Genomic DNA, 23,794 nt, shown 5'->3' with positions numbered 1-23,794 from the left:
TGTGCTGTCGAGGGTTTGCTGATTTCTCTGATTGTTCGATACCTAGTGAGTAGATGATACTTTTTATCAATCCACTCTTTTGCCATTTTGTCAATGCGTAAGTCCTAAAAACTACAAAAGGTGAACTTGATAGATGCTATTCGTCAAGCTTTCAACCCGCCCCAAGCTGTGAGGGGTATTGAAACTCTCGCTTATTCATTGATTACCTATAATTAAATATATCTTTCAACCCGCCCCAAGCTGTGAGGGGTATTGAAACGCTGAAGCAACCCAATGTGTGGATGCTTGGGGCTTCTTTCAACCCGCCCCAAGCTGTGAGGGGTATTGAAACTCAGCGCCTCAAATCCTTCACTAGCAAAGACTTTCAGAAGCATTTTTGTCAGGTCTGCCAAAATCGCCTGTCTGTGAACACTTAAAAAAGTAAATTAACTGACATGATAAAAGCTACAAGCCTTAACCACTAAGCGATTTGAAAGTTTGGCAGCTTCCCAGGGAAATTGACCCCGCTTCGATTCGCCAAAAAAAATAATTAAGGTGGGTTCCTCCTTGATCGGAGGTGATTCGGTAGCCACCACTGCGGTAAACCCGCACCTCTATTACTGGGGGCGCACCTTATTCCTGTCCTCAAGGGACAGCAGCATCAAGGTGGGCAGCTACCAGGGTCAGAAAGCAAGACTGTTTTCCAACAGTCAAACTAACCCACATTTACACAGTACATTGGCTTTAAACAAAGCATGAACTGCGGCGCTATTAGTTATATCTATTCTATTTTCAAGGTTCTGCTTTTTGTCAATTAGGTTCTTTGGCGAGAATTATAAGCAGTGATCGCCAATTCTCTCGCTTTTTCCTGTGGGCTACCTCGAATGGGTTGTTTCGATTCCTCTATCACAATTCCGACTTTAGCTGCCTGACTTTGAATACTTGCAATCAATCGACCATAGCTCCACTGATGGACACTAACTCGGTACTGTTTGGCATATTTTTGTTGAACTTCTATCAAGTCCGATTTTTGTTCGGCTTTTGCTTGAATTTCACTTTGTACCTGTTCTCGCATATCGCCCAATTTAGGCAGGACAATAGAGCCAGCTTTATATGTTTGGGCGATCGCTACAATTTCTTTAGCTAGTAATCTGTCTACATACTGCCCTAACTCTGATTCCCCAAATTGATTAGGTGCAGCCTCTATTTGAGCTACTTGGCGTTGGTGGGATAAGGTGTGTTTTTGTTGTCGCTGTCTATTTAGCAGTCTGTAATTATCACCCAGTAATTGTTTAATGCTGCGGTAGGTAATGACTTTACTTGTAGTGCCGTCTACTACTGCTACTGTTGTAGGTTTCTCAAGACCAAGGCTGACACCAACCAGAATATGAGATTGACCTTTATATAATGGCTTGGTGGGACGGGGAAAGGGGTTATTAATTCTGGCTAGAGAAGAGTTTTTCCGTTTTATATGAGCTTGTTGTTTATCGTTGAGTTCGCCTTTGGCTTTTGTTTGGGTGATAGTTTTAGCAATTTCTTCTGCTTTTTCTTCTCTGACTAGATTTGTTCCTTCAGCCGTCCACAGGCGAGTATCTACAGAACAGTAAAGGATTAAGCGGTTAACTTTCCAAGGTTCGCTTTTACCTTCCTCTTCTTGCCAAGTAATACGTCCACTGCGGAGAGTGAATAGGCTGCTAGAGTGTTGGTTTTTGCTGTTGTGCTTAATTTGTTGGTCTTCTAAAAAGCGTTGAAACCAGTGTAAATGGCGAGTATCACAGTAGACTTGGAAGCTATGCTCACTTAATCCATTGAATTTCACACAAATACGTCCACGCTCGTTTTTAAACCAAGTCATGTCTTCGTTAGTTTCATAAGCAACTGGGAAAGGTATTTTGCTCGATTTTTTTAGAAGACTGTCTTGCCAAAATTTCGCCTCCACTTCATTTTCAGGAACATTATGAGTGGCAAGCAAAAGAGTTTCTAACCATTTGCCATCTGTTAAATCTCGACCTTTGGGAATTCGTGCCTCTAGCTGTTCTCTCAGGCGTTCAATCTGAATCTCAAGCTTACGACGGCGTTTAGCAAACTTTTGAGTGTCTTCCTCTTTATCATTCATTTTGCACCCATTCTTGAGAAGATAGCTAATTGCACAATAAGTCAAAATATCTTCTGTGTCGCGGTAAGACTCAAACAAAGTTTTAGAGATACTGCGATCGCGATCTGAATTTTTTGATTTTTTGGTTTTCTTACGCTTCTTTCCTTTCGCTGGTTGTGCCTCAACTGTATCTGTCTGGGGAGCAAATTGAGCCAGTATTTCAGCAGCTTTACGACGAAGACTCTCTAAAGTAACTCCACTAGCTTCTACTAATTCGGTATCGCTTTTGAGCATTTCCAACCAGCGCATTTTACCTTCTAGTTGGGATTGCGATCGCTTCATCAATGCAAACCAAGATTTGTAGATGTAATTCACTGTGGCAATCGCACTCGTGTAAAATCGCCCTGGTTGACCGATGAAACGAGGGTCAGTTTTCAAAGGCTGACATAGTTCTTTGACAATACCAGTCGGGTGTTTGCCCTTTTGTCGCCAAGTTTCAAACTCAGGATGTTGAGCTACTTGAACCAATAATTCATTAATCAGTGGCGTATTTAAATCTGCCATCAACTTCCATAGTTGATGACGTGATGGCTCAGAAGCTACAAGACGACACTGAATAGTGATTTGGCTCATAAATTCTCTAACATATATGTCTAATAATACCATAAATGTTTAATTAGCTGGTGTGCCTACAATGATTTCATGCAAGAAACGTTTTTTACGAGTAAACAAGCTGCTGAAATCACGGGCTGCACTCTGCGCCAGCTTCAATATTGGCGAGAAAAGGGTGTAGTTATGCCTGTTATCGGTGAGACTGGAACAGGGCGTAGTATTTATTACTCAAAGCCGAATTTAATAGAACTGGCAGCAATGTTGTATTTTTTGTCTATGGGGCTAAATTTTGATATTGCTAGCACTACGCTGAAAATATTGAAAGACAAGGAACCAGAATTATTTGAATCTGGTAAAGGTACACGATGGATGCTCAGAAGGGTCAATCACAAGCGATCGCTCGAACTTGTAGAGTTTGAATTAGAACAAGCGATCGCCCAAATAAAAGCAGGTCAACCTGTAATTCCAGTATGGTTAGATACGATATACGAGCGTATAGCCAGCAAATTGAAAAATTAGACTTCAGCAATTTGGAAGTGTGTTGGAGTGTCTCTCAACAAGAGATATACTGGCAAAGCATTAGTGTCGCAATCTCAGCATCTACTATGGGCAAACTCACGCTGCCGCAACTAGAACGTCATCTTTTTTCTGCTGCGGATATTCTGCGCGGCAAGATGGACGCTTCGGAGTTCAAAGAATACATCTTCGGGATGCTTTTTTTAAAACGCGCCTCAGATGTGTTTGAGCAGCAGTATGAGCAAATTTTGCAGCAGAATTTGCAAAGGGGACGGACACAAGAAGAAGCAAACATGAGGGCAGAAAATCCCACCACTTACAAAGAAACTTTTTTTGTACCAGAAAAAGCGCGGTGGAAATATATTCGTGATGAGCTACATAAAAATGTAGGTCAAGGGCTAAATGATGCTTTGACAGCATTTGAGGACAGTAACAAAACGCTGACAGGCGTATTAAAACATATTGATTTTAATCGTCAAGCCGGTAAAAATCGGATTCCTGATGTTAAGTTGCGGGAACTGATTAAACACTTCAGTAAATATCCTTTGCGAAATGAAGATTTTGTATTTCCTGATTTGTTGGGTGCTGCTTACGAATACCTAATTAAAGAGTTTGCAGATTCAGCCGGGAAGAAAGGGGGTGAGTTTTATACTCCCCGTGAAGTCGTGCAACTGATGGTGCGGTTGCTTAAACCCCAAGCCGGAATGTCAGTTTATGATCCCTGCTGTGGTTCAGGTGGAATGCTAATTCAGGCGAAGCAATATGTAGAAGAATGCGGTGGTGATGCCCGAAATTTAGCTTTATCTGGTCAGGATAATAACGGTGGCGTATGGGCAATTTGCAAAATTAATATGCTGCTGCACGGCATTCGAGATGCTGATATCCACAATGACGACACTCTATTTAATCCCCTGCATACTGCTAACGGTGAATTGACACGCTTTGATAGAGTAATCAGTAATCCGCCTTTTTCGCAAAACTATACCCGTGAGGGAATTGCATTCCCTGATCGCTTTACACATGGGTATTGTCCTGAGACGGGTAAAAAAGCAGATTTGATGTTTGCCCAGCATATGTTAGCTGTTCTCAAAACTGATGGGATGATGGCGACAGTAATGCCGCACGGGGTGCTGTTTCGCGGCGGAGAAGAAAAGAAAATTCGGGAGAGTTTTATTACAAATGATCAATTAGAGGCTGTGATAGGCTTACCACCCAATTTGTTTTATGGTACAGGTATCCCCGCCTGTATTTTGGTGATGTGTCCCCAAGGAGCGAAACCTGTAGAACGTCAGGGAAAAGTTTTGTTTATTAATGCTGATGCAGAATATTATGCAGGTCGCGCTCAAAATTATTTGCGTCCTGAGCATATTGAAAAGATTTGCTGGGTGTTTGAAAATTTTGTGGCTTTACCTGGGTATTCGGCTGTAGTCTCTCAAGAACAATTAAAAGACAACGATTACAACTGTAATATCCGCCGCTATGCTGATAATGCGCCGCCACCAGAACCACAAGATGTAAAAGCGCATTTATTTGGGGGAATACCCAAGGCTGAGGTCGAAGCGAAGCGCGAATTATTAGCAGCACATGGGTTTGACCCAAGTAGAATTTTAGCGGAGAGGAATTAGTGGATTATTTGGATTTTATTTCTGCAATTAGCGATAGAGGGCAGATTAAAAGTTTTATAAAATCTGATGCTGGTGTGAAGCAGCAAGAAAGCAAACTTTATAGTGTGTTTGCTGCATGGTGGCAAATACACGCACCTAGTTTGAGTGAGTTGCCTAAAACTAAAAAGGTGATGGAACTCCGCGCTGAATTTTTGACTTCTTTTGTGGATAGTTTGCTACCTGTGGGATTACTTGACCGCTTTAAAGTTACGGGTGTAGTTGCTAGTTGGTGGAATGAACAGAGGTATGAACTGAGAACTTTATCAGAGTCAGATTTTGGTGCTTTAGTTAATAGTTGGATAGATACAATTAAAGATGCTTTAGAGCAAGATGAGGATGAGAAGAAAAAGCAGGCAAAATTTGACCCTCTAAATCATAAATTGGTGGGTCGGTTGATGCCGGATTATCTACAAGATATTGCTGAGGCTGAGGCGAAAATTGCAGAATTGGAACAGCAAAAGGAAGCTTTTGAGCAGGGTGAGGAAGCTGAGGCGGATGCTGAAGAAGGGGAAGAATCAGAAGCAGTTAATATTGTCAAGGATTTAGAAACAAAGCTTAAATATCTTAAAAATTCGATTAAAGAGCCGAAGAAGGAACTCAAGATTTTAAAGAAGTCACCGTTATTAACTAAGGATAAAATTGCTGAACTTGAGGTTTTTATTCAAGAGAATGAAGCGGAAATTGCCGAGATAGAAGCTCAATTAGAACCCTATAAGGAAATTGCCAAGCAGTTGCGGGAAGCGAAGGCAGAATTAAAGATTTTAAAGGATGAATTAGTGAAGCGTTTGGAAGCTGCGCGGGCTGCTTTAAATGATGAAGATTGTCGAGATTTGGTGTTAGCAATTTTCAAAGATGGGTTAATTGCTGAATTGGAGCGATATGTCACCGCGCACCGTCAGCAGGTGATTACTGCGGTAGAAAATTGGTGGGATAAGTATCAGGTGACGTTGCAGGATATTGAGACGGAACGGGATGCAGCAGCGAAGAAGTTGAATAAGTTTTTGCAAGGGTTGGGTTATGCGTGAGGTTTTGGTTAAAAATGAGGAGTTTAAAGATTCGCCTCTGGGGATAATTCCAAAGGATTGGGATGTTGTTTCCATTGATGAAATTGCTGTTCATGTAGGTAGTGGTATAACTCCCAGAGGCGGAAGCAATGTATATACAAAAGAAGGAATATTATTTATTCGTAGCCAAAATGTCACCTTTAGTGGATTGTTATTAGATGAAGTTGCATATATAAATTTAAGAACACATGAAAGTATGAAACGCAGCGAGATATTCGCGCATGATGTTCTTATCAATATTACTGGTGCATCAATAGGTCGCTGCTGTCCTGTGCCTCAAGGACTTGGTACAACTAACGTTAATCAGCACGTTTGTGCAATTCGGCTATTTAATCCCAACCGTCAAGACGCAATTTTTTTGTCATCTGTACTTGCATCTCATATTGGACAATCTCAGATTGATCGACTAAATGCAGGTGGAAACCGTGAAGGTTTAAATTACCAGCAGCTTCGCTCTTTTATTATTCCTTTTCCTCCGCCAGAGGAGCGTGCTTGTATTGCTGAAATTTTGGATACGGTGGATGAAGCGATCGCCCGCACATCTTCCCTTATTATAAAACTTAAACAAACCAAAGCCGGACTACTGCAAGACTTACTCACACGCGGCTTAGATGAAGATGGCAAATTGAGAGATCCACAGGCGCATCCTGAACAGTTCAAAGACTCGCCACTAGGAAAAATTCCGAAGGATTGGCAAACTCCTACTTTCGAGGAAGTTACAGTTGATGATGCACCTATTTGTTACGGGATTGTTCAACCAGGAACTTATGTTGATTCGGGTGTACCTGTTATTGCAATTCAAAATTTAAATACTGACTATCAGAATAATATTCATAAAAGCGCACAAATAATTGAAAATCGCTATATTCGCAGTAGAGTTATTCATAATGATGTACTAATTTCTGTGAAAGGCACTATAGGACGTGTTGGTATTGTGCCTTTTTGGTTCAAAGGCAATATTAGCCGTGATGTTGCACGTATTAGATTAAAATCTTGTGCTTTACCAACTTATGTACGTCAAATGTTACTTGCTCCCAGTTCACAGAAATGGCTAGAGAAAGCTGTAGTTGGTACAACAAGAGCAGAAATATCTATTGGAATCTTAAAGAAACTTAGGTTATTACTTCCACCTAAATCAGAACAGGAACTCATAGCCGATATATTAGAGACTCATGACAACTGTATTCGCACAGAAGAAGCCTACCTTAACAAGCTCAAACTTCAAAAACAGGGGCTAATGCAAGATTTATTAACTGGCAAAGTGCGAGTTAAGAGCATTAAATAATCTGACTATAAAGTATTTACTACTCTTGATAACAAAATTAATCTATGCCTACGCCGATTTATCACATTACCCACATTGATAACTTGCCATCAATTCTAAAATCAGGTGGATTGGTTGCAAATAGTAGGCTCAAAAAAACTGATTATGTTGATATTGCTCATGGACACATCCAAGATAGAAGGCGCATAATCCGCGTTCCTTGTAGTGTTGGTGGATGTTTGCACGATTATATACCTTTTTATTTCGCTCCACGTTCTCCTATGCTATATGCAATTTCCAAAGGACAGGTACAAAAATATAAAGATGGGCAAAATAAAGTAATTTATTTAGTTTCTCAAGCAGAAATTATAGCGAGTAATAAATTAGATTTTGCGTTTACTGATGGTCATGCTGCGGTCGTGGCTTTATCAGAATTTTACGATAACCTAGATGATTTCTTTAAAATTGATTGGAACATAATGAAAGCAACTTACTGGGCAAATAATGAGGAAGATAATGATAGAACGCGCCGTAGACAAGCGGAGTTCTTAGTGCATCAATTTTGTCCTTGGTCACTGATTACAGAAATTGGTGTGATAGATAGCACTATAGAACAACAGCTTAGAAACATACTACAAAATTTTAATGTCCAAACTCCTGTTAAGATTAACCCTAGTTGGTACTACTAAACATTATTAAATAGTAAAATACTAAAGTTAGATAGTACATTTGTACGTCATGGGCGGCATTGGGAGATGATTGAGTTTAAGCAGGGCAACCTATTAGAAGAAAAAGCCGAAGCCTTAGTAAACACCGTTAATTGTGTCGGTGTCATGGGCAAAGGTATCGCCTTGCAATTTAAGCAAGCTTATCCTGAAAACTTCCGCCACTATGAGAAAGCCTGTAAAGCTAGTGAAGTCCAGCCAGGGCGGATGTTTACCATAGCAACAGGTAGTCTATTTAATCCCAGATACATAATTAACTTCCCCACTAAGCGTCACTGGAAAGGTAAGTCCAAAATAGAAGATATTAAAAGTGGACTGGTGGCTTTAGTTACAGAAGTGCAGAAATTAGGTATTACTTCAATTGCTATTCCACCTTTAGGATGCGGAAACGGTGGTTTAGATTGGTTTGAGGTCAAGCCTTTGATAGAATCAGCCTTTGCTCAACTGCCAAATGTCCAGGTAATTATCTTTGAACCCACAGGCGCACCAGCTGCCGAAAAAATGCCTGTTGCGACCGAAAAGCCGAAAATGACACGCGCTCGTGCTTTATTTATCCGTGTACTGGAACTGTACGGGCTTCCAGGTTATGAGTTGACTAAACTAGAAGTTCAAAAACTCCCCTATTTTTTACAAGAAGCCGGAGAGCCTTTAAGGCTGCGTTATGTTAGCCATAGATATGGCCCCTACGCTGATAACCTCAATCAAGTCTTGAAACGCCTAGAAGGGCATTACATTCGTGGCTATGGTGATGGTACTAGCAAAGCCGACAGTGCTGAAATATATGTATTGCCTGAAGGTAGAGAAACAGCACAAGCTTTTCTGGAAACAGAACCAGATGCCCAGGAGCGTTTAGAGCGAGTTGGCAACCTCATATATGGCTTTGAAACACCTTACGGTATGGAACTGCTAGCCACAGTTCATTGGGTTGCAACCAAAGAACCTAACCCAGCACAAGATAGTGAGCAGGCGATCGCCTTGGTGCATCAATGGAGCGATCGTAAACGCAAGCTATTTAAACCTGAACATATTCGCAAAGCTTGGCAGCGTTTGTATGAGCAAAACTGGCTAAACATCAAAGAGGAAATAACTATTTGAATATTTTCTTAAAAATATTCAAAATAAAATTCCAACATAGAGGTTGCCTTACCCCTGTATCCTGTACAGGGTTATTGTCATTTATTGCACCTGAAGAAGAATTACATTTTTCGCATGAACAGCTTTTTCGTTTATGAAGTCTGTAATACTCCTGCTCAAGAGTAATTAATCCTGCCTTTTTAAATTCCGATTTTTTTAGACGGAGTTTGTATTCTTTGTAAAAGTGTTGGCTGACTTCTTTACGAATCCATTTATCCAATTCACGTATTTGTTGGATGTCGGTAATAACCATAAAAAATCCCATCCAACTTTTTACTCTTTCTCCAACCACACCACCACATACATTACATATTTGCTCACCACGCCCAGTTACTTTTCTATTAATTACATATTTAATAAAAAATCTAAATCTACGCTTAGGAATTTCCCCAGTTTTATAAGAAGGCTCTTTATTAATTTTTTCTATAATCCTTTCTTGGAATCTTAAAATATTTGCTGGTTTAACTTTGATATGCTCAAGAGTAAATTGGAAACCAACAAATTCCAGAAAATCTTGAGCTATATCAACATATTTGGTTTTACTTTCATTCGTATGTAACTCCAGTTTTATATCTTGTAGCTTTTGAGCCACTTCTTGATGTACTAAGGCAATTAATTCTTGTTGTTTTAAAAGTATTACAAAATCATCTGCATAGCGGACGTATCTCAAAGGATATTTTTTCGACAAATCATTGATAACCCAACAATCAAATTCATGTAAATATAAATTTGCAAGCATTCCCGAAAGTACGCCACCTTGAGGAATACCCTGAGTTCTTATAATCCTTTGATTATTTAGAATAGGCTTGTGATGATGAAAAAAACGGTATCCGTATGTTTTGCCACGTTGATTTTTATGTGGAAGTCCACCAGCTTTGATAAACCGTTTCAATAATTTACTAGCTAGAGTATCCTGACCAAACTTTTTCTCTATAATTCTAAACAGATATTCATGAGACAACCTATCAAAAAATTTGACTATATCAGCATCTAAGGCAAATATAAAACCTTGTTTGATATAAACATGAATCAAGTTTGCTGCATAGGGTGCAGACTTTCCCTTTCTATATGCACAAGAAACTTTATCTAGTCTAGATGTCGCTTGAAAATCTTTTTCTATCTCTTTATAAATAGCATCATACAAGACTTTTTGAACGATAACATCACGTATAGTAGCAATCGATAAAATGCGCTTTCCACCAGATGGCTTAGGAATTTCTATTTCTCGGAAAGAATAAAACTGATATGTACCTTTAAGTAATCTACTTGATAGAAGCTGACAACGTAAATCAAGTTCCTTTTTAAAGGTTTGGTAAGAAATACCATCTACCCCCATCTGAACTTTTGGCTCACCCTGCTGCAAGAAATCAGTTTTTTGTCGTTCGTAAGCTTCAAAGGCAGCCTTTAGCTTCTCAGGCTGAAAATACTCAGTGAGTATATCGTCCAACAACTTGGACATATTTATTTTTACTATTTTAGTAATTATTGAATAATTTAAAAGTGCCTACTGCTAAGGCGGACAGGGAACGCAAGGCACTTTATCAACCTGTCTCCTCTACTCTGGTGTAGAGTATAACCATTACCTATTATTTCTAATAGGTATAAAGAAACTCCTGGTTAGGTGGATCTTTATTATTTCTTCCTCTGCTATAGTTTAGCATAGCTTGGAACAGCTACCCACTTGGGATAAGAGGCTTTTAAGCATCTCACGGCAGGTTCAAAGACCTAACCTAGCATTATTAGAGAGCATATCACGATATATTAATCAATTGATTATGACTACAATTTTCTATACCAGAAAAATATAAATTAAGTATGATCACGCTATGGCCAATAGAGTGGATTCATCAAAATCATACTAGAAGACTTGTCAAAATAATTTATGTCCCAACAAACTCCTGAGTATATTCATGTAGAACTGCCTACCATTCAACAACTCATCAGCATCGGTTGGCAGTACATTGAAGGAGATTGGGACAATGCCAAAGTTACCGAACGAGAAAACTTCAAGCAAGTTCTACTAACAGAACGCCTCAAAGCCGCCATCAAACGCATCAACTTAGACGAAAACGGCAACCCTTGGCTAGATGACATACAAGTTCAAACCGCAGTCAGTCAGTTAGAACGCCTGGGTGCAAATAGATTAATGGAAGCTAACCAAGCCGCCACAGAATTACTACTTAAAGGCACTACAGTTTTAGGGCAAGACGGTAAACAGCACACCGTGCATTTTATTGAATTTAATCCTGAACATTGCGATCGCAACGATTTTCTCGCCATCAATCAATACAGAGTAGACCCGCCTTGGGCAACAGGTAATCGAGGATTTATCGTCCCAGACATCGTACTACTTGTTAACGGCATCCCTTTAGTAGTGATTGAATGCAAAAGCCCCAATTTAGATAACCCAATAACCGAAGCAATTCAAGACTTATTAAAATACTCCAATCAACGAGGTAGCAGCCAACCAGAAGGCGCAGAAAAATTATTCCACTACAATTTGCTGATGATAGCAGCCTCTAGAGGACGGGCAGCAGCCGGAACCATCGGCGCAAATTATGAACATTATGTTGAGTGGAAAGATACCATTCCCAGCCCCCAAGCGGAAATTGCTGCACAATTACGCATTGCGGAATTAAATTCACGCCAAACCCTCATCGCCGGGATGTTGAACCCAGCTAATCTTATCGACATCCTGCATAATTTCACTTTATTTAAAACCAGTGGCGGACGCACTATCAAAATTGTCCCCCGTTACCAGCAATATCGGGCAGTTTATAAAGCCTTACACCGACTTCAACACAATCAAACCCGCGACCAACATGGCACAGATGACCAACGCGGCGGAATTATCTGGCATACCCAAGGTTCAGGTAAAAGCCTGACAATGGTTTACTTAATTCGGAAAATTCGTGCTATTCCAGAATTACGCCGCTTTAAAATTGTAGTCGTCACTGACCGCCGAGACTTAGAAAAACAACTTGCAGATACCGCAGTCCTCACAGGAGAACCATTACAAAAAGCGAAAAAAGTTAGAACACTAGAACAATACCTGCAACAACCAGGTGCTGGCTTAGTCTTCGGAATGATTCAAAAATTTAAAGGCGGGGAAGATTCTGAGGAAGAAGCAGAAATTGAACCAATTCCCAAAAACCTCAATCCTTCCGAAAATATCTTAGTGCTAATTGACGAAGCACACCGTTCTCACGCCAAAACTCTCCACACCAACTTATTAGAAGCATTACCTAACTGTGTCCGTATTGGCTTTACTGGTACACCCATCATCAAAGCTGCCAAAAAAACCACCCTGCAAATTTTTGGTTCATTTATCGACGAATACAATATTCGCAAATCCCAAGAAGATAAAGTCACTTTACCTATTATCTACGAAGGATTAGAAGCTAGAGGGACTATTACCCAAGGTGATGACCTCGACCAACTTTTTGAAATTATCTTTGCTGATAAAACCCCGGAAGAGCGATCGCAAATTAAAGCCAAATACGCAACTAAAACCCAAGTTGGCGAAGCACGGGAACTAATTAAAGCCAAAGCTAAAAGTATGTTGCGTCATTATATTGAGCGCATTTTAGCCGGAGGCTTTAAGGCGCAAGTTGTCGCCTCTACGCGTCTGGCCGCAGTCCGTTACCAAGAAGCATTTGTGGAAGCACAACGGGAAATAGTACAGCAACTAGAACAACGCGCCCCCATTCTGCAAAGTCTTGACGCAGAGGCTTTAGAATTGCGTGATGCCGAAACTCGTTTTTTTGCTCAAGCACTCCCACATCTTGAAATTATCCGCAAATTAGAATTTGCTACTGTGATTTCTGGTGATAAGGGAGACGATCCTAGTTGGAAAAAGTGGACAGATAAAAGTCAACAAGAAATTAATATTGAGAAATTTAAAAAACCTTTAGAGCAAGACAGTTTAGCGATTTTAATCGTAAAAAATATGCTCTTAACGGGATTTGATGCGCCGTTAGAACAAGTTTTATATTTAGATAGGTCATTAAAAGAATACGAATTGCTGCAAGCGATCGCTCGTGTTAACCGAGTGTATAATGACAAAAAAACAGAGGGCTTAGTAGTAGATTATTACGGTGTCGATATCGCTGCTGCTCTTTCAGTTTACGAGAATGTTGATACAGAATCTGCTTTGTTTGATATTCGTGCAGAATTGCCAAAATTGCGCGAGAGGCATCAGCGAGTTATTGCTCTATTCACTGAAAAGGGATACACAATTGATGATGTAGATGCTTGCGTAGACTTGCTCAGAGATGAACGGCTGAGAATCGAATTTAATGAGTGTTTTCAAGACTTTCTCAACACTCTCGATACAATATTGCCACGACCAGAAGCACGTCAACCTTACAATTTTGTTCGAGATGCCAAAAAACTTGGCTTTATTAAAAAAGCTGTTGCTGACCTCTACAGAGATGAAAAACTTAACATTGTTAGTGCCAAAGAGAAAGTTAGGGCATTAATAGACCAATATATTGAATCTCAAGGTATTGACCCGAAAGTGCCACCGATTGATATCATGTCCTTAGATTTTAAAACCCATGTCCAGCGCCATCGCTCGATTAAAGCACAAGCCGCAGAAATGGAATTCGCTGCACGTCACCATATCAGCGTAAATTATGAAGAAGACCCAGTTTACTACAAAAACTTAAGTGAAAAACTCACAGAAATTTTAGAAACTTTAGCTGATAACTGGGAAGAAAAAGTCGAGGCATTGCAGAAGTATATAGAACAAATCCAAGCTGGTCGTAGTCAAGATGAGACTGGATTAGATCCCAAAACTCAAATGCCGTTTCTCAATATTTTAGGTGAACATTCACAAAAACAACTCCCCAAACTTGCTCAAGCAACTGTAGAAATTGTTGAACACATCCGTCAACAAGTGCTGCGGGTAAATTGGAGTAGCCAAATTATCCAAGATGACTTAAGAAAGTGGATAGCAGGTTACTTGGATGATCATGATTTAGTAAGTTATGCCCAAATAGAAGAAGTCGCAGATAAACTAGTGCAACTAGCACGGAGAAATCGTGATAATTTAATGGCATGACAACTATCACCTTTGGCGAACTGAGTTTTGAAATTCGCCACAGTTCCAAACGCCGTACAGTAGGAATTACCGTCGAGCGTGACGGTAAATTAGTCTTGGCTTCTCCTCCAGAAGTACCAATAGAAACATTAGAAAAAATTGTTAGTGATAAACGTTATTGGATTTATAGTAAACTTCTAAAAAAAGAGTTATTTAACCCACAAGTTAAGCTTAAAGAATACGTCTCAGGTGAAGGTTTCTATTATTTAGGACGTAGTTATCGTCTCAAAATAGTCGATGAGGTTCAAACACAACCAATCTTAAGACTATATCAAAGCCGCTTTGAATTACAGAGACACTCACAATCTCAAGGTCGAGAAAACTTTATTCAGTGGTATCGCCAACATCTTCAGGCAATACTAGAACAACAAATTGCGACACTAATTAAACGAGTTAGTGCTTCACCTCGTTCTATCCAAGTACGCGAATTAGGTAATCATTGGGGTTCTTGCGGACACAAAGGAGATTTATATTTTCACTGGCGAGTGGCGATGCTACCGCGAACGATGATTGAGTATTTGGCAGTTCATGAGTTAGTGCATCTAATTGAACCAAATCACAGCAGTGCATTTTGGGAGAGAGTTGAACGAATTGTGCCAAATTATCAAGAACGTAAACAGTGGTTAGCAGAGAATGGAGCAATTTATAATCTATAGAAATCTTGGAATAATGGGAGCAATCGCATTTAGACACAGTTGAAATAATGCCTCAAATCATCCGTCTGCGCTTCTTTAATCGCCCATTTCAGCATTAAAATTGCCATTGGCGACAAAGAACTCACCTCTGCATCTGCTAGTTGTTGAAGAACGCTTTGCTAACGCATTTTAATCAAATATTATTTATTCAGACAACAAGCAATTGCCTCAAGGATGTTTTGAGTCCTTAATGTCTTATTTTCTCCTAACAGCATTAACTTCAAAACATATCCCCTCTTGATTTCTTAGAAAATAAAGGCTAGCAAGAGGGGAGAGGGGATTATATTTTGATGACACTGCCAAAAGCGTTATTGAATTGCGCTGTTTTGTTAGTCAACAATACTTCTGACAATCTACCATTTCATCAAAAGTCATAGCTGAATTAGTAAAACTATAAAAATCTCACAAAGGTACAAAGAGAAATCGTGAGTTCTCGTATTCTTTGTTCAGGATTAGGAATAAGTTATTACTCAAATTCAGCAATGTTTAATTGCACGAACTAATTATGCTTTTTAAAGCCTAATTCTGCAAGTAGATATCTAAGCCTTGCTCATTAAATATAACTGGTTGAGTAGATAGTCCTGATTCCCATCTTTGGAGCCTTGTCTGGGTTCCTTGTGTAGCATCAAGCTGTTGATTGTAAATATCAACAATGTAGCGAACTAGCCGTAAGTTTAGTTCCTGCAAAGTCAGATAAGCTTCTTCCTCTGCTATATTTAGGCTGGACTGGGCCTGAATGTTGGAATTTATATATCCAGGTAAAGCAGCCAGAAACTCCGTATTAATCCTCCGGAAAATACGTTCTGCAAATCCACCTTGACTGAGGTGATCATCGCGCAGACGATAATTAATACCTAACTGCAAACAAATCTGTCCTAAGCGTTGAGAGCGAAAATCTCTGCTAGCATCACCGCAAAGAATTTCAGGAACACCATATGTTACCCATTCGCCATTAAGTTGATATTCTTTTCCATACTGCTTTGGCAAAATAGCATGACGTAATGCTAAGAAAATGGAATGAGAACTAGGTCTATCAAAGCCTAGATGAAATCCCATAATACAGCGCGAATAACTGTCTATAATCAATGTTAAATAAGGAAGAGTTACAGATTCACCATGTTTGTCTACCAGTAGGATATCTAACTTACTATGGTCACATTGCCAAACTTGATTGCTATAGTCTACATTTACAGTCTGCCTTTCAAAAGTTTTATGGATCATCATTTTTCTCCATTCTAAATTACCTACGTTTATTCACCTTTAATCAGATGAAAATTACCGGCATTACAGTACAGAAATGCACTCTTTAGTACATAAATACTATAAAAGCATAACTTACCACTCTTGAAATCAAAAATCAATAATTACTTCATAAAAGAGCAAAAATTGATTATTTTATTTTTCATGCTTAGAAATAGGTTTTTGAAAGACAATCATCTCCTCAAAAGGCAGAAAACAACGCTGACACCAATTATCTGCCCACAAAGATGGAACTTTGAACCTTGCCCCACAGTTGGGGCATTCTGACAACAAAGTTCTTTTGTGCCTCGCGCACCCTTGCGTTACCTTAAGCTGCCATTCAATCTTGTGACAAGGGGACTGGGCATAGCAAGCAGCACATAACCGAATAGGCTCCATTTTCATCTCTACCCCAGTCGGTGGTAACATCTGCGCTAACCGATCAGCGTCAAAACCCACAACCCTAGCCAAAGCCTCCAACTGCTGGCGAGACGGTGGGGGATTAAACCGAAATTTTTCCCAACGGGCGATGGCTCCGCCCGCCGCAGGCATCGCACCCCCAAGTCCTACTGCTTTACCCAACCCAGTAGGCGTTAAATCATTTGCCCGTCGAAAGCGTCCTAAAAAGTGACTCAGACTTTCTCCATCTAAAGGTTTTATTTGAAATAACCAAGGTTGAATGTTTGGAACTTCCATTATTTGTACTCTGTTGCTACTTCCTTGAGAGTTGCCAAATCCACCTTCTGTAATCCTTTCTTCAATGCCCGGATGGCTGATTCTCTGAGTATCATGTCGAGCAAACCAATATAACCTCCCGTTGCCTCACCTAAAGTCTTCAGCATAGTCTTACTGGACAAATTGGAAGCAACTGGCAACTGCAAAACCTTCTTTTCCCAAATTTCTATAGTTCGCTTAAACTCTTCTCCTGAGAATTTACCAAATCTATGGCAAGCTCGAAAACGATTGTAAACCTGCTCATCCCTCTTAATTACTGCATCCAGGCGATCTGTTCCTACTAAGACAACAGATATCTCTAATTCTTCACCAATATCCCGAACATCTTTAAATGTATTCGGCTTCAAGCGGTCAGCCTCATCAATAATTAATGTCTCTACACCACAGCCTTTAAGAACCCGCCGAGTCCGCTCTCGAATTTCAGCTACTGTTCCCTTAGTCATTTGATACTTCAGATGCTCAATAATTAGCGTAAACAAATCCTTAGAACTACATTCTGGCGGAACTAAGATGTAAGCAACAGGAACTATTGGAGGTTTACCTTGCTGTTGTATTGGCTTATGTCTTAACCTGTAAGCATCACAAGCAATGGTTTTACCAGTGCGTGACTCTCCAACAATTCGACAGCATTGACGAGCTTGACGCTTGCCCTCTAGCCATTCATGGAGAATCTGCACTTGCTCCAAGGGGATAAAACTCTTTCGGTTCAATCGTTGAATTTCTGCTTGTAATTTTTCATTATTGTGTGGAATATTACCTAATTGTTGAGCAAATTCTTGGGCTTGTTTTGAAGTCATTTTCTACCACCCGTAATCTTCACGCATTTGTTCGTAATCAAATACTTCCGGCATCTGGTATTCTGGTTCATTGTCAACAGATGCCACTTCAATTTCTTCCTCTGGTTCAACAGGCACAGGTTTTTTAGCCTTTTGAACTACAACCTGTTCTGCTTTTTGGCGTTCCTTCTTGGTTTTCTTGTGGTTGACGAAGGTGTCGCGATCGCGTACCTCTGCCAAAATAGAACGATTGCTAATAGCCTTACCTGCTTGCCGAATCCGGCGACTCATAGCTTTTGCTTCATCCAAAGACAATTCCTCTGTCTCCAAATCTTGAGCATAAGCACGAGCTAGAAATTCTTCTTTATTACCCTTTTGGCGGTAAACCAACAAAGTGGTAATGTCTTTAGGGTCATAACGCAGTACAACATTTTCACCCGCATAACCTGCCAAATGTTCTCCCCGATAACTCAGATTTTCAAATTGCACATACCCACCCCTGTAAATTGAGCGTCGGGTTTGCTTCATCAAGCAGATACGTAATTCTTCTTCTGAGATTAAATTAGGCTCAACGATTAATCCTGCTTCCCAACGTTGATAACGAGTTTGGTCGCCTAATCGCGCATCAATACTTTGGTTGTATTTATCCACGATGTAACGTACCAGCAGACGTTCTAATTCCCTCAAAGTAATACAAGCTTCTTTCTCAGCTTGCTGTGGACGTTCCTGTACATTTGAGCCTGTGTATCCAGGCAAGGTAGAAAATAAATCGGTGTTAAAAGTGCCAAAAGGACGCTCAACAATACCACCTTCACTTGGGCGATCGCGTAAATGACAAACAAATCCCAACTGCACACCTATCTGTTGCAAATGGTTGGAGCGAAAATCTTTACCGCCATCCGTATAAAAATGCTCTGGTTTACCATAGGTTCCCCATTCTTCATGGAGTCCATATTCTGACCCATACTGCTTTGGCAAAATTGCATGACGTAGTGCTAATGCAACTACCTGAGAACTTGGAGCATCAAAACCCAAGTTGATTCCCATGATGCAACGAGAGTAAGTATCTACAACTGTTGTCAACCAAGGACGACCCAAAAGTTCGCCGTGCTGATCTACCAGCAATAGGTCTACAAGAGTATGGTCGCACTGCCAAACATGGTTGCTGTGTTCTACTGATAAGTCTTTGCCATCACGAGTTTTGACTGATAATCGAGAACCACTCCAACCCCGACTTCTGATATTGGCTTTTTGCTCTTGCTGCTCAATAATCGGCTGTAGGACTCGATACACAGTCCTATAACTGGGATATTTTTCTTGACCTAATTCAGCAGCCCTGGCTTGTACTCTAATCGCAACTTGTTGGGGAGTAATACGCTTACTCCCTTTATTACCTTCTTTATATGTATTGATAATGAACTGCTGCCAGTCAGAATCTATTCGATGTTTACCTTTATCGGCCCGTGCCGTAGTTTGAAGTGCGGGTAAACCTTGCTCTTCCCATTTTTTGACCAGCCGCCTTACTGTCCGCACAGACTTACCTAGTTTAGCTGCAACCTCCCTTTGTCTTTCTCCATAGGTGATGCGATCGCACGGTTCTAGAAGTTTCTGAATCATTTCCAACAAATGCCTATCATCTGCTGATATTTCAGTTACTATCTCATTCGTTTCTGGCTCTTGATCGCCCTTGTGAGGATCATCCAGCATATTTACATTTATGTTTAATACAAACGTAGTTGTATTGTACTATTAAGCAGACATTATTTTGTCAATTTTGGTAAAAATGTTAGCTTAAGCCATTTTTCAAACAAGGACAGATATTTTGGCAGTTTTTCAAAAGAGGACAGCTATTTTGGCAATAAATTTAAACTTGTGTATGTTGAGCCTAAAATAATAAAACCCTTGCCACGCAAGGGTTTTGAGAGAAATATTTTCAAAAACATTAATTTGTCAAGTGGTCAAATAATTTGGCAATCGACAGTTAACGAGTAGATGCTTTGTTTGTTTTTCCTCCGTTTGTGCTGTGTCTTCAGTCTCAAATCCTGAAAAAGGTTGACTGGTAGACTTTCTGGGCATAATCTGTACCTAAAAAATATGACATCATTTACTTTAAAATTTTAGAGTATTTATGACATCATTTGATTTAAAAGTAACCAGAGAATAATCATGGGCTGAAAATCGCCATAATCCTTCATACATAATGGTTATGGCGATTTAGATGTGGTTTGCAGAGATGACAATAATTCTTTAAAGTGGACAATAATTATTTAATGGACAAATGGTGTCCATTAAATAATTATTGTCAGTTTTAAAGAATTATTTAATAGACATCTCAGATTAAAACTAGCTTCACATAAATTTACATCCCCACAGCTTTATCAAAACGTAGCATTTCTAAACTTCTGTCACCATACACCCCCTCAATTTGTTGGCGACAGCACTCAATAGCAAAATCATTCAGTTCTTCTGATTCAATACCATACATATCCTGAAATATATCTGGCTCTACGCGGCAGAAGCGGGGACGCGTTGAGTAGATGCGACATTCTCTTGTGGTATGGTCAAAGTTAACGCACCATCCGCCTTCGCCTACCATGCTGAAGTAAAGTTCCAGTTCATCTGGTGTGAGATAGTCTTCTATTTCCGGGCGTTCTGCTGGGTCAAGATTGCAGCAGGCTCCACATTGTTTGACGCATTGCCAGTTTGCCATTTTATGTTTTTTCCTATACTTTTATTAAGTAAATTAAATATTGCAGGCGATCGCCGGATATGATCTAATACGGGTTTTGCAACTGCAACTGAGTAATTCTAAGACAATTGGGAGGAATAGAGACAAATGTTTGACGCTTTAGCCAACATCAATTGGGAAGTTATTTTCCAGCTAACCTCTGTTGCACTAATAATCATTGCTGGGCCTGCTGTGATTTTTGTGCTGGCATTCCGCAACGGCAACCTATAAGAGTAATGAGCGCTGAGTGATGGTGAAATTAATTTATTACTCAGCACTCAGTACTCAGCATTGATAATGCTTGTATAGCAGCTTGAATAATAGAATCGTATTGGGGTAAGGTTAGGTCAATTTCTAGGGCATCTTCACGACTAGTTCCTAGTAATCCAATTGTACTTCCTGGCTGCATCACTAGAACTTTGCCATCTGAATTTTTGATTCTTAGTTCGGTAAGAGAATTATTTTGATAAACCCCGCAAGTATATTGACGTTGATTGTGCTTGAAGGCGGTTTTTAAAGGTTTGGGAGAAGCTTGATAAAAAAGTTGTAACTGGTTGGACTGCGCCTCAAGTTGTTTCTGTGCCAGTCTTACACCTATTAATTCCAACTCCAGGCTAGTATTGCCATTAAAGTTATTTTCGCGCAATTTATAAGCTATATCTAATCTTGCTGGTAAGGGGTAATAATCACGCCAACGCCAAGCGATCGCTTTAAATTGATATTGTTGACCGTTTATAGTTTGGCTGAGTGTGACTTTAATATGGCCTTTGCCAACTATTTGCTGTTCTACAACTTGAACGTTGGGTGTCCAAAAAACCGGATCGGGGTTATCAATACCGCAAGGGTGGAGAGAATTTAGCTGTTGGTAAAGTTCCTGATGGATTTGATTAAAGTTAGCCTCAACATCAATTTGCAATAACGGCTTGAGGTGCTGGGGTTGCAAACATTGATTAGCAAACTCACACAGACGCGATCGCAACTTCTGTAAATTACTAGCTGGGAAAGAAAATCCACCTGCTGCTTTATGACCACCATATTTACCCAGCAAGTCGTGACAATATTCTAAAGCAGCAAATATATTAAATTCTGGGATACCCCTCGCTGAACCGCGAATTAGTTCTTCATCTTCATAAGTACCAATAAAGACGGGAACGCCGTAACGTTCCACCAAGCGGGAGGCGACAATACCTATTACACCATGATGCCAATGGGGTTGGATGACAACTAATACCCGGTCTTGCTGTAGAGATGTTGCGTACAAATCTTCTACGTGGGCGATCGCTTGTTGTTCGATTTCTTCGCACATTTGCTGACGACTAGTATTAGCCTGTTCGCACTGCATAGCGCGTTCCAACGCCAGCCCCTCATCATCCGTTGTCAGTAATTCGATGACTGTCAAAGGGTCGCCAATCCTCCCCACCGCATTGATACGCGGCCCCAAACGAAAGCCGATATCTTCTGGTTTGAGAGTTTTAGGGGTGGTAACTGGGGATTGGACGGGGAGTATTAGTTTGTCTTTCCCTACACCCTTAGACCCCTGCACCCCTACACCCTCACCTGTGGCTTGTACTCCCGCAACTTGAATTAACGCCTGTACCCCTGGTAATTGGGATTTAGGTAATAGCTTTAAACCGCGTTTTACCCAGCGACGGTTGACACCACTTAAGGGGGCTAAATCTGCGATCGTTCCTAAGGTGAACAGTGCTAACATCGGCTGAATTAAGCCTTTGGTTTTGTCTAGCTTTTGTGCCAAGGATACTGCCAAAATATAGGCAACACCAACACCAGCTACACCCCGATATGGTGAAGATTCAGCGATGAGTTTCGGGTTGAGGATTGCATCGGCTGGTGGTAGTTTTTGGGGAATGTCGTGATGGTCGGTGATAATCACATTTAAACCCAGTTCTTTGGCTCTAGCGATTGGTTCAAATGCAGAAATCCCATTATCAACAGTGAGAATTAATCTGACACCTTCACTATGAAATTCTTCTACAATCCGCTTATTGATGCCATAACCTTCGTGCATCCGGCTAGGAATAGCATAATCTACTTGAGCGCCTAAACTGCGAAGACTACGCAAGAGTAAAGCGGTGCTAGTCATCCCATCTGCATCATAATCACCGCAAATTGCTATTTTACTTTGGCAAGCGATCGCCTGTTGTAATAACTCCACACTCATCGCCAAGTCTGGAAATTCTGCTAATGGCGAGGGTAAATTTAAGGATTCAGGCTCTAAAAATGCTTGTGCTTGTTCTGGTGTTTCAATACCCCGATTAATCAATAACTGACAAACAATAGACGAAAGATTTGTTACATCTGCCAGTTTTTGAGCTAGGTCTGTTTTTTGTAAGTGAATTTGCCAACGCTGATTAGGTAAGCGCCGCCGAGGTTTTGATACTTCCGTAGGAAATCGGTCTAGCATTTAAATACTATAGCTGTTGACGGTTGACCGTTAACAGTCAACAGTTAACAGCCTTGATGAATAGTTATGGGATTTAGGGGCGCATTAGCTTACTAACGAAACCAAATATATCGTAATTGATGCGATCGCCAATTCAATGCAAAATCTGCTCAATCATTCGATTGGCTTGGGAAGCATAACCACCACCAAATAAATTGAAGTGATTGAGGATGTGATACAGGTTATAGAGTGTTTTCCGTTTTTCATAGCCAGCATCTAAAGGAAATACTTGGTTATAACCTTTGTAAAAAGCTGCGGGGAAACCGCCAAAAAGTTCTGTCATGGCAATATCAACTTCTCTATCCCCAAAATAAGTGGCTGGATCAAATATCACGGGTTCCCCTGAAACTGTACATCCAGCATTTCCACCCCATAAATCACCGTGTACTAAGGCTGGTTGTACTTGATGATCTGCCAATAGTTCTGGAAGCGCACCTAGTAACTCATCTTGTTTAGGAAAACTACCACCCCGTCGCCTAGCTAACTGAAATTGATAACCAAGGCGATGTTTGCTATAAAATTCCGTCCAATCTTCCGTCCAAGTGTTGATTTGGGGTGTGGAACCGATAGTGTTATTGATGTCCCAGCCGTATCCTTTCTGGCTGGTAGCTTGGTGCATTTTCGCCAAATTGCGTCCCATCTCTTCCCAGGAATTGGTGTTACCGCCTCCCATTTCTAGCCATTCCAAAACAATGTAGCCAGAGTTACCCGCAATCCCCCAACAAATCGGTTTGGGGACACGGATGCTATTGGTCGCCAACATTTGCTCTAACCCCAGGGCTTCCGCCTCAAACATGGCAACTTGAGATGCTTGGTTGAGTTTGACAAAGTACGTCAATTTACCATCAGAAACAGCATAGCCCTGGTTAATACATCCACCACTAACCGATCGCCTCTGCTGACTCTGAAACTTTTCGCCAGTCACCCTGCTAATTTGCGTATCTATTTCATTCCACATTGTTAATTAGGGGTATAGGGGTATAGGGGTATAGGGGTTAGGAGA

The 23,794-nt window shown here is 40.5% G+C and carries 18 protein-coding genes; 9 read left to right on the top strand and 9 right to left on the bottom strand.

The genetic code is table 11. The features are described from left to right. Window positions 1–793 precede the first annotated feature (793 nt). Window positions 794–2,707, bottom strand: coding sequence for a type V CRISPR-associated protein Cas12k (cas12k, locus tag H6G14_RS23300; protein ID WP_190570081.1), 1,914 nt, complete (start codon window positions 2,705–2,707; stop codon window positions 794–796). Between the two features lie 69 nt (window positions 2,708–2,776). Between cas12k and H6G14_RS23295 the strand changes: the two genes are divergently transcribed. The 6 genes from H6G14_RS23295 (at window position 2,777) to darG (ending at window position 9,014) form a co-directional block, all read left to right on the top strand. Next, entirely contained in the window at window positions 2,777–3,205 is a 429-nt protein-coding gene (locus tag H6G14_RS23295) for a MerR family transcriptional regulator (protein ID WP_190570079.1), read from the top strand. A gap of 86 nt (window positions 3,206–3,291) precedes the next feature. After that, complete coding sequence (locus tag H6G14_RS23290) at window positions 3,292–4,827, top strand: type I restriction-modification system subunit M (protein ID WP_190570077.1); 1,536 nt, start codon at window positions 3,292–3,294, stop codon at window positions 4,825–4,827. Beyond that, the gene (locus tag H6G14_RS23285) at window positions 4,827–5,891 is read left to right on the top strand and encodes a hypothetical protein (RefSeq protein ID WP_190570075.1); all 1,065 of its coding nucleotides are present in this window, start codon (window positions 4,827–4,829) and stop codon (window positions 5,889–5,891) included. The genes H6G14_RS23290 and H6G14_RS23285 overlap by 1 nt, the downstream gene beginning before the upstream one ends. Next, a complete protein-coding gene (locus H6G14_RS23280) occupies window positions 5,884–7,215 on the top strand; it encodes a restriction endonuclease subunit S (RefSeq protein WP_190570073.1) in 1,332 nt (443 codons plus the stop codon). Before H6G14_RS23285 ends, H6G14_RS23280 begins: the two co-directional genes overlap by 8 nt. A 44-nt stretch (window positions 7,216–7,259) precedes the next feature. Then, window positions 7,260–7,883 carry a type II toxin-antitoxin system toxin DNA ADP-ribosyl transferase DarT gene (darT, locus tag H6G14_RS23275; RefSeq protein WP_190570071.1) on the top strand — a complete coding sequence of 208 codons (624 nt, stop codon included), beginning with the start codon at window positions 7,260–7,262 and terminating at the stop codon, window positions 7,881–7,883. Window positions 7,884–7,949: 66 nt separating this feature from the next. Beyond that, the gene (gene darG, locus H6G14_RS23270; RefSeq protein ID WP_190570069.1) at window positions 7,950–9,014 is read left to right on the top strand and encodes a type II toxin-antitoxin system antitoxin DNA ADP-ribosyl glycohydrolase DarG; all 1,065 of its coding nucleotides are present in this window, start codon (window positions 7,950–7,952) and stop codon (window positions 9,012–9,014) included. On the opposite strand, the gene H6G14_RS23265 is transcribed toward darG, so the two are convergent. Then, window positions 9,007–10,512 (bottom strand): reverse transcriptase domain-containing protein, encoded by a 1,506-nt coding sequence (locus H6G14_RS23265; protein WP_190570067.1) that lies wholly within the window; start codon window positions 10,510–10,512, stop codon window positions 9,007–9,009. The two genes, darG and H6G14_RS23265, sit on opposite strands and share 8 nt — an antisense overlap. 423 nt (window positions 10,513–10,935) lie before the next feature. Here H6G14_RS23265 and H6G14_RS23260 point away from each other — a divergent pair, with 423 nt between their 5' ends. Next, window positions 10,936–14,118 carry a type I restriction endonuclease subunit R gene (locus H6G14_RS23260; protein ID WP_190570065.1) on the top strand — a complete coding sequence of 1,061 codons (3,183 nt, stop codon included), beginning with the start codon at window positions 10,936–10,938 and terminating at the stop codon, window positions 14,116–14,118. Further along, on the top strand, window positions 14,115–14,813 hold the full coding sequence (locus H6G14_RS23255) for a M48 family metallopeptidase (protein ID WP_190570063.1): 699 nt from the start codon (window positions 14,115–14,117) through the stop codon (window positions 14,811–14,813). Before H6G14_RS23260 ends, H6G14_RS23255 begins: the two co-directional genes overlap by 4 nt. 558 nt (window positions 14,814–15,371) lie before the next feature. Here the strand turns inward: H6G14_RS23255 and H6G14_RS23250 are convergent. From H6G14_RS23250 to H6G14_RS23230, 5 genes are all read right to left on the bottom strand, one after another. Then, complete coding sequence (locus H6G14_RS23250; protein WP_190570061.1) at window positions 15,372–16,076, bottom strand: integrase catalytic domain-containing protein; 705 nt, start codon at window positions 16,074–16,076, stop codon at window positions 15,372–15,374. A gap of 171 nt (window positions 16,077–16,247) precedes the next feature. Beyond that, window positions 16,248–16,787 carry a TniQ family protein gene (locus H6G14_RS23245; protein ID WP_190570059.1) on the bottom strand — a complete coding sequence of 180 codons (540 nt, stop codon included), beginning with the start codon at window positions 16,785–16,787 and terminating at the stop codon, window positions 16,248–16,250. Continuing rightward, window positions 16,787–17,623 (bottom strand): TniB family NTP-binding protein, encoded by an 837-nt coding sequence (locus H6G14_RS23240; protein WP_190570057.1) that lies wholly within the window; start codon window positions 17,621–17,623, stop codon window positions 16,787–16,789. Before H6G14_RS23240 ends, H6G14_RS23245 begins: the two co-directional genes overlap by 1 nt. 3 nt (window positions 17,624–17,626) lie before the next feature. Next, window positions 17,627–19,309 carry a Mu transposase C-terminal domain-containing protein gene (locus H6G14_RS23235; protein WP_190570055.1) on the bottom strand — a complete coding sequence of 561 codons (1,683 nt, stop codon included), beginning with the start codon at window positions 19,307–19,309 and terminating at the stop codon, window positions 17,627–17,629. Window positions 19,310–19,961: 652 nt separating this feature from the next. After that, window positions 19,962–20,312: a YkgJ family cysteine cluster protein gene (locus tag H6G14_RS23230; protein ID WP_190570052.1), complete on the bottom strand. Its 351-nt coding sequence runs from the start codon at window positions 20,310–20,312 to the stop codon at window positions 19,962–19,964. Between the two features lie 126 nt (window positions 20,313–20,438). Between H6G14_RS23230 and psb30 the strand changes: the two genes are divergently transcribed. Continuing rightward, on the top strand, window positions 20,439–20,561 hold the full coding sequence (psb30, locus tag H6G14_RS23225) for a photosystem II reaction center protein Ycf12/Psb30 (protein ID WP_010999254.1): 123 nt from the start codon (window positions 20,439–20,441) through the stop codon (window positions 20,559–20,561). A gap of 40 nt (window positions 20,562–20,601) precedes the next feature. On the opposite strand, the gene H6G14_RS23220 is transcribed toward psb30, so the two are convergent. Then, window positions 20,602–22,752 (bottom strand): single-stranded-DNA-specific exonuclease RecJ, encoded by a 2,151-nt coding sequence (locus H6G14_RS23220; RefSeq protein WP_190570050.1) that lies wholly within the window; start codon window positions 22,750–22,752, stop codon window positions 20,602–20,604. A 133-nt stretch (window positions 22,753–22,885) separates the two neighbouring features. After that, the gene (locus H6G14_RS23215) at window positions 22,886–23,749 is read right to left on the bottom strand and encodes a fructosamine kinase family protein (RefSeq protein ID WP_190570048.1); all 864 of its coding nucleotides are present in this window, start codon (window positions 23,747–23,749) and stop codon (window positions 22,886–22,888) included. Window positions 23,750–23,794: the final 45 nt, after the last annotated feature.

The sequence above is a fragment of the Nostoc parmelioides FACHB-3921 genome, from assembly GCF_014696625.1.
GTDB classification, from domain to species: Bacteria; Cyanobacteriota; Cyanobacteriia; order Cyanobacteriales; family Nostocaceae; genus Trichormus; species Trichormus parmelioides.
The sequence above is the reverse complement of the archived record's forward strand: the minus strand, read 5'-3'. Positions and strand labels throughout refer to the sequence as shown.

Excerpts from the sequence above, each read along its gene's own strand:
- H6G14_RS23240 (WP_190570057.1), bottom strand. The coding sequence starts at position 17,623 with ATGACTTCAAAACAAGCCCAAGAATTTGCTCAACAATTAGGTAATATT.
- H6G14_RS23265 (WP_190570067.1), bottom strand. The coding sequence starts at position 10,512 with ATGTCCAAGTTGTTGGACGATATACTCACTGAGTATTTTCAGCCTGAG.
- darG (WP_190570069.1), top strand. The coding sequence starts at position 7,950 with ATGATTGAGTTTAAGCAGGGCAACCTATTAGAAGAAAAAGCCGAAGCC.
- H6G14_RS23260 (WP_190570065.1), top strand. The coding sequence starts at position 10,936 with ATGTCCCAACAAACTCCTGAGTATATTCATGTAGAACTGCCTACCATT.
- H6G14_RS23220 (WP_190570050.1), bottom strand. The coding sequence starts at position 22,752 with ATGCTAGACCGATTTCCTACGGAAGTATCAAAACCTCGGCGGCGCTTA.
- cas12k (WP_190570081.1), bottom strand. The coding sequence starts at position 2,707 with ATGAGCCAAATCACTATTCAGTGTCGTCTTGTAGCTTCTGAGCCATCA.
- H6G14_RS23245 (WP_190570059.1), bottom strand. The coding sequence starts at position 16,787 with ATGGAAGTTCCAAACATTCAACCTTGGTTATTTCAAATAAAACCTTTA.
- H6G14_RS23255 (WP_190570063.1), top strand. The coding sequence starts at position 14,115 with ATGACAACTATCACCTTTGGCGAACTGAGTTTTGAAATTCGCCACAGT.
- H6G14_RS23295 (WP_190570079.1), top strand. The coding sequence starts at position 2,777 with ATGCAAGAAACGTTTTTTACGAGTAAACAAGCTGCTGAAATCACGGGC.
- H6G14_RS23235 (WP_190570055.1), bottom strand. The coding sequence starts at position 19,309 with ATGCTGGATGATCCTCACAAGGGCGATCAAGAGCCAGAAACGAATGAG.
- darT (WP_190570071.1), top strand. The coding sequence starts at position 7,260 with ATGCCTACGCCGATTTATCACATTACCCACATTGATAACTTGCCATCA.
- H6G14_RS23250 (WP_190570061.1), bottom strand. The coding sequence starts at position 16,076 with ATGATGATCCATAAAACTTTTGAAAGGCAGACTGTAAATGTAGACTAT.
- H6G14_RS23230 (WP_190570052.1), bottom strand. The coding sequence starts at position 20,312 with ATGGCAAACTGGCAATGCGTCAAACAATGTGGAGCCTGCTGCAATCTT.
- H6G14_RS23215 (WP_190570048.1), bottom strand. The coding sequence starts at position 23,749 with ATGTGGAATGAAATAGATACGCAAATTAGCAGGGTGACTGGCGAAAAG.
- psb30 (WP_010999254.1), top strand. The coding sequence starts at position 20,439 with ATGTTTGACGCTTTAGCCAACATCAATTGGGAAGTTATTTTCCAGCTA.
- H6G14_RS23290 (WP_190570077.1), top strand. The coding sequence starts at position 3,292 with ATGGGCAAACTCACGCTGCCGCAACTAGAACGTCATCTTTTTTCTGCT.
- H6G14_RS23280 (WP_190570073.1), top strand. The coding sequence starts at position 5,884 with ATGCGTGAGGTTTTGGTTAAAAATGAGGAGTTTAAAGATTCGCCTCTG.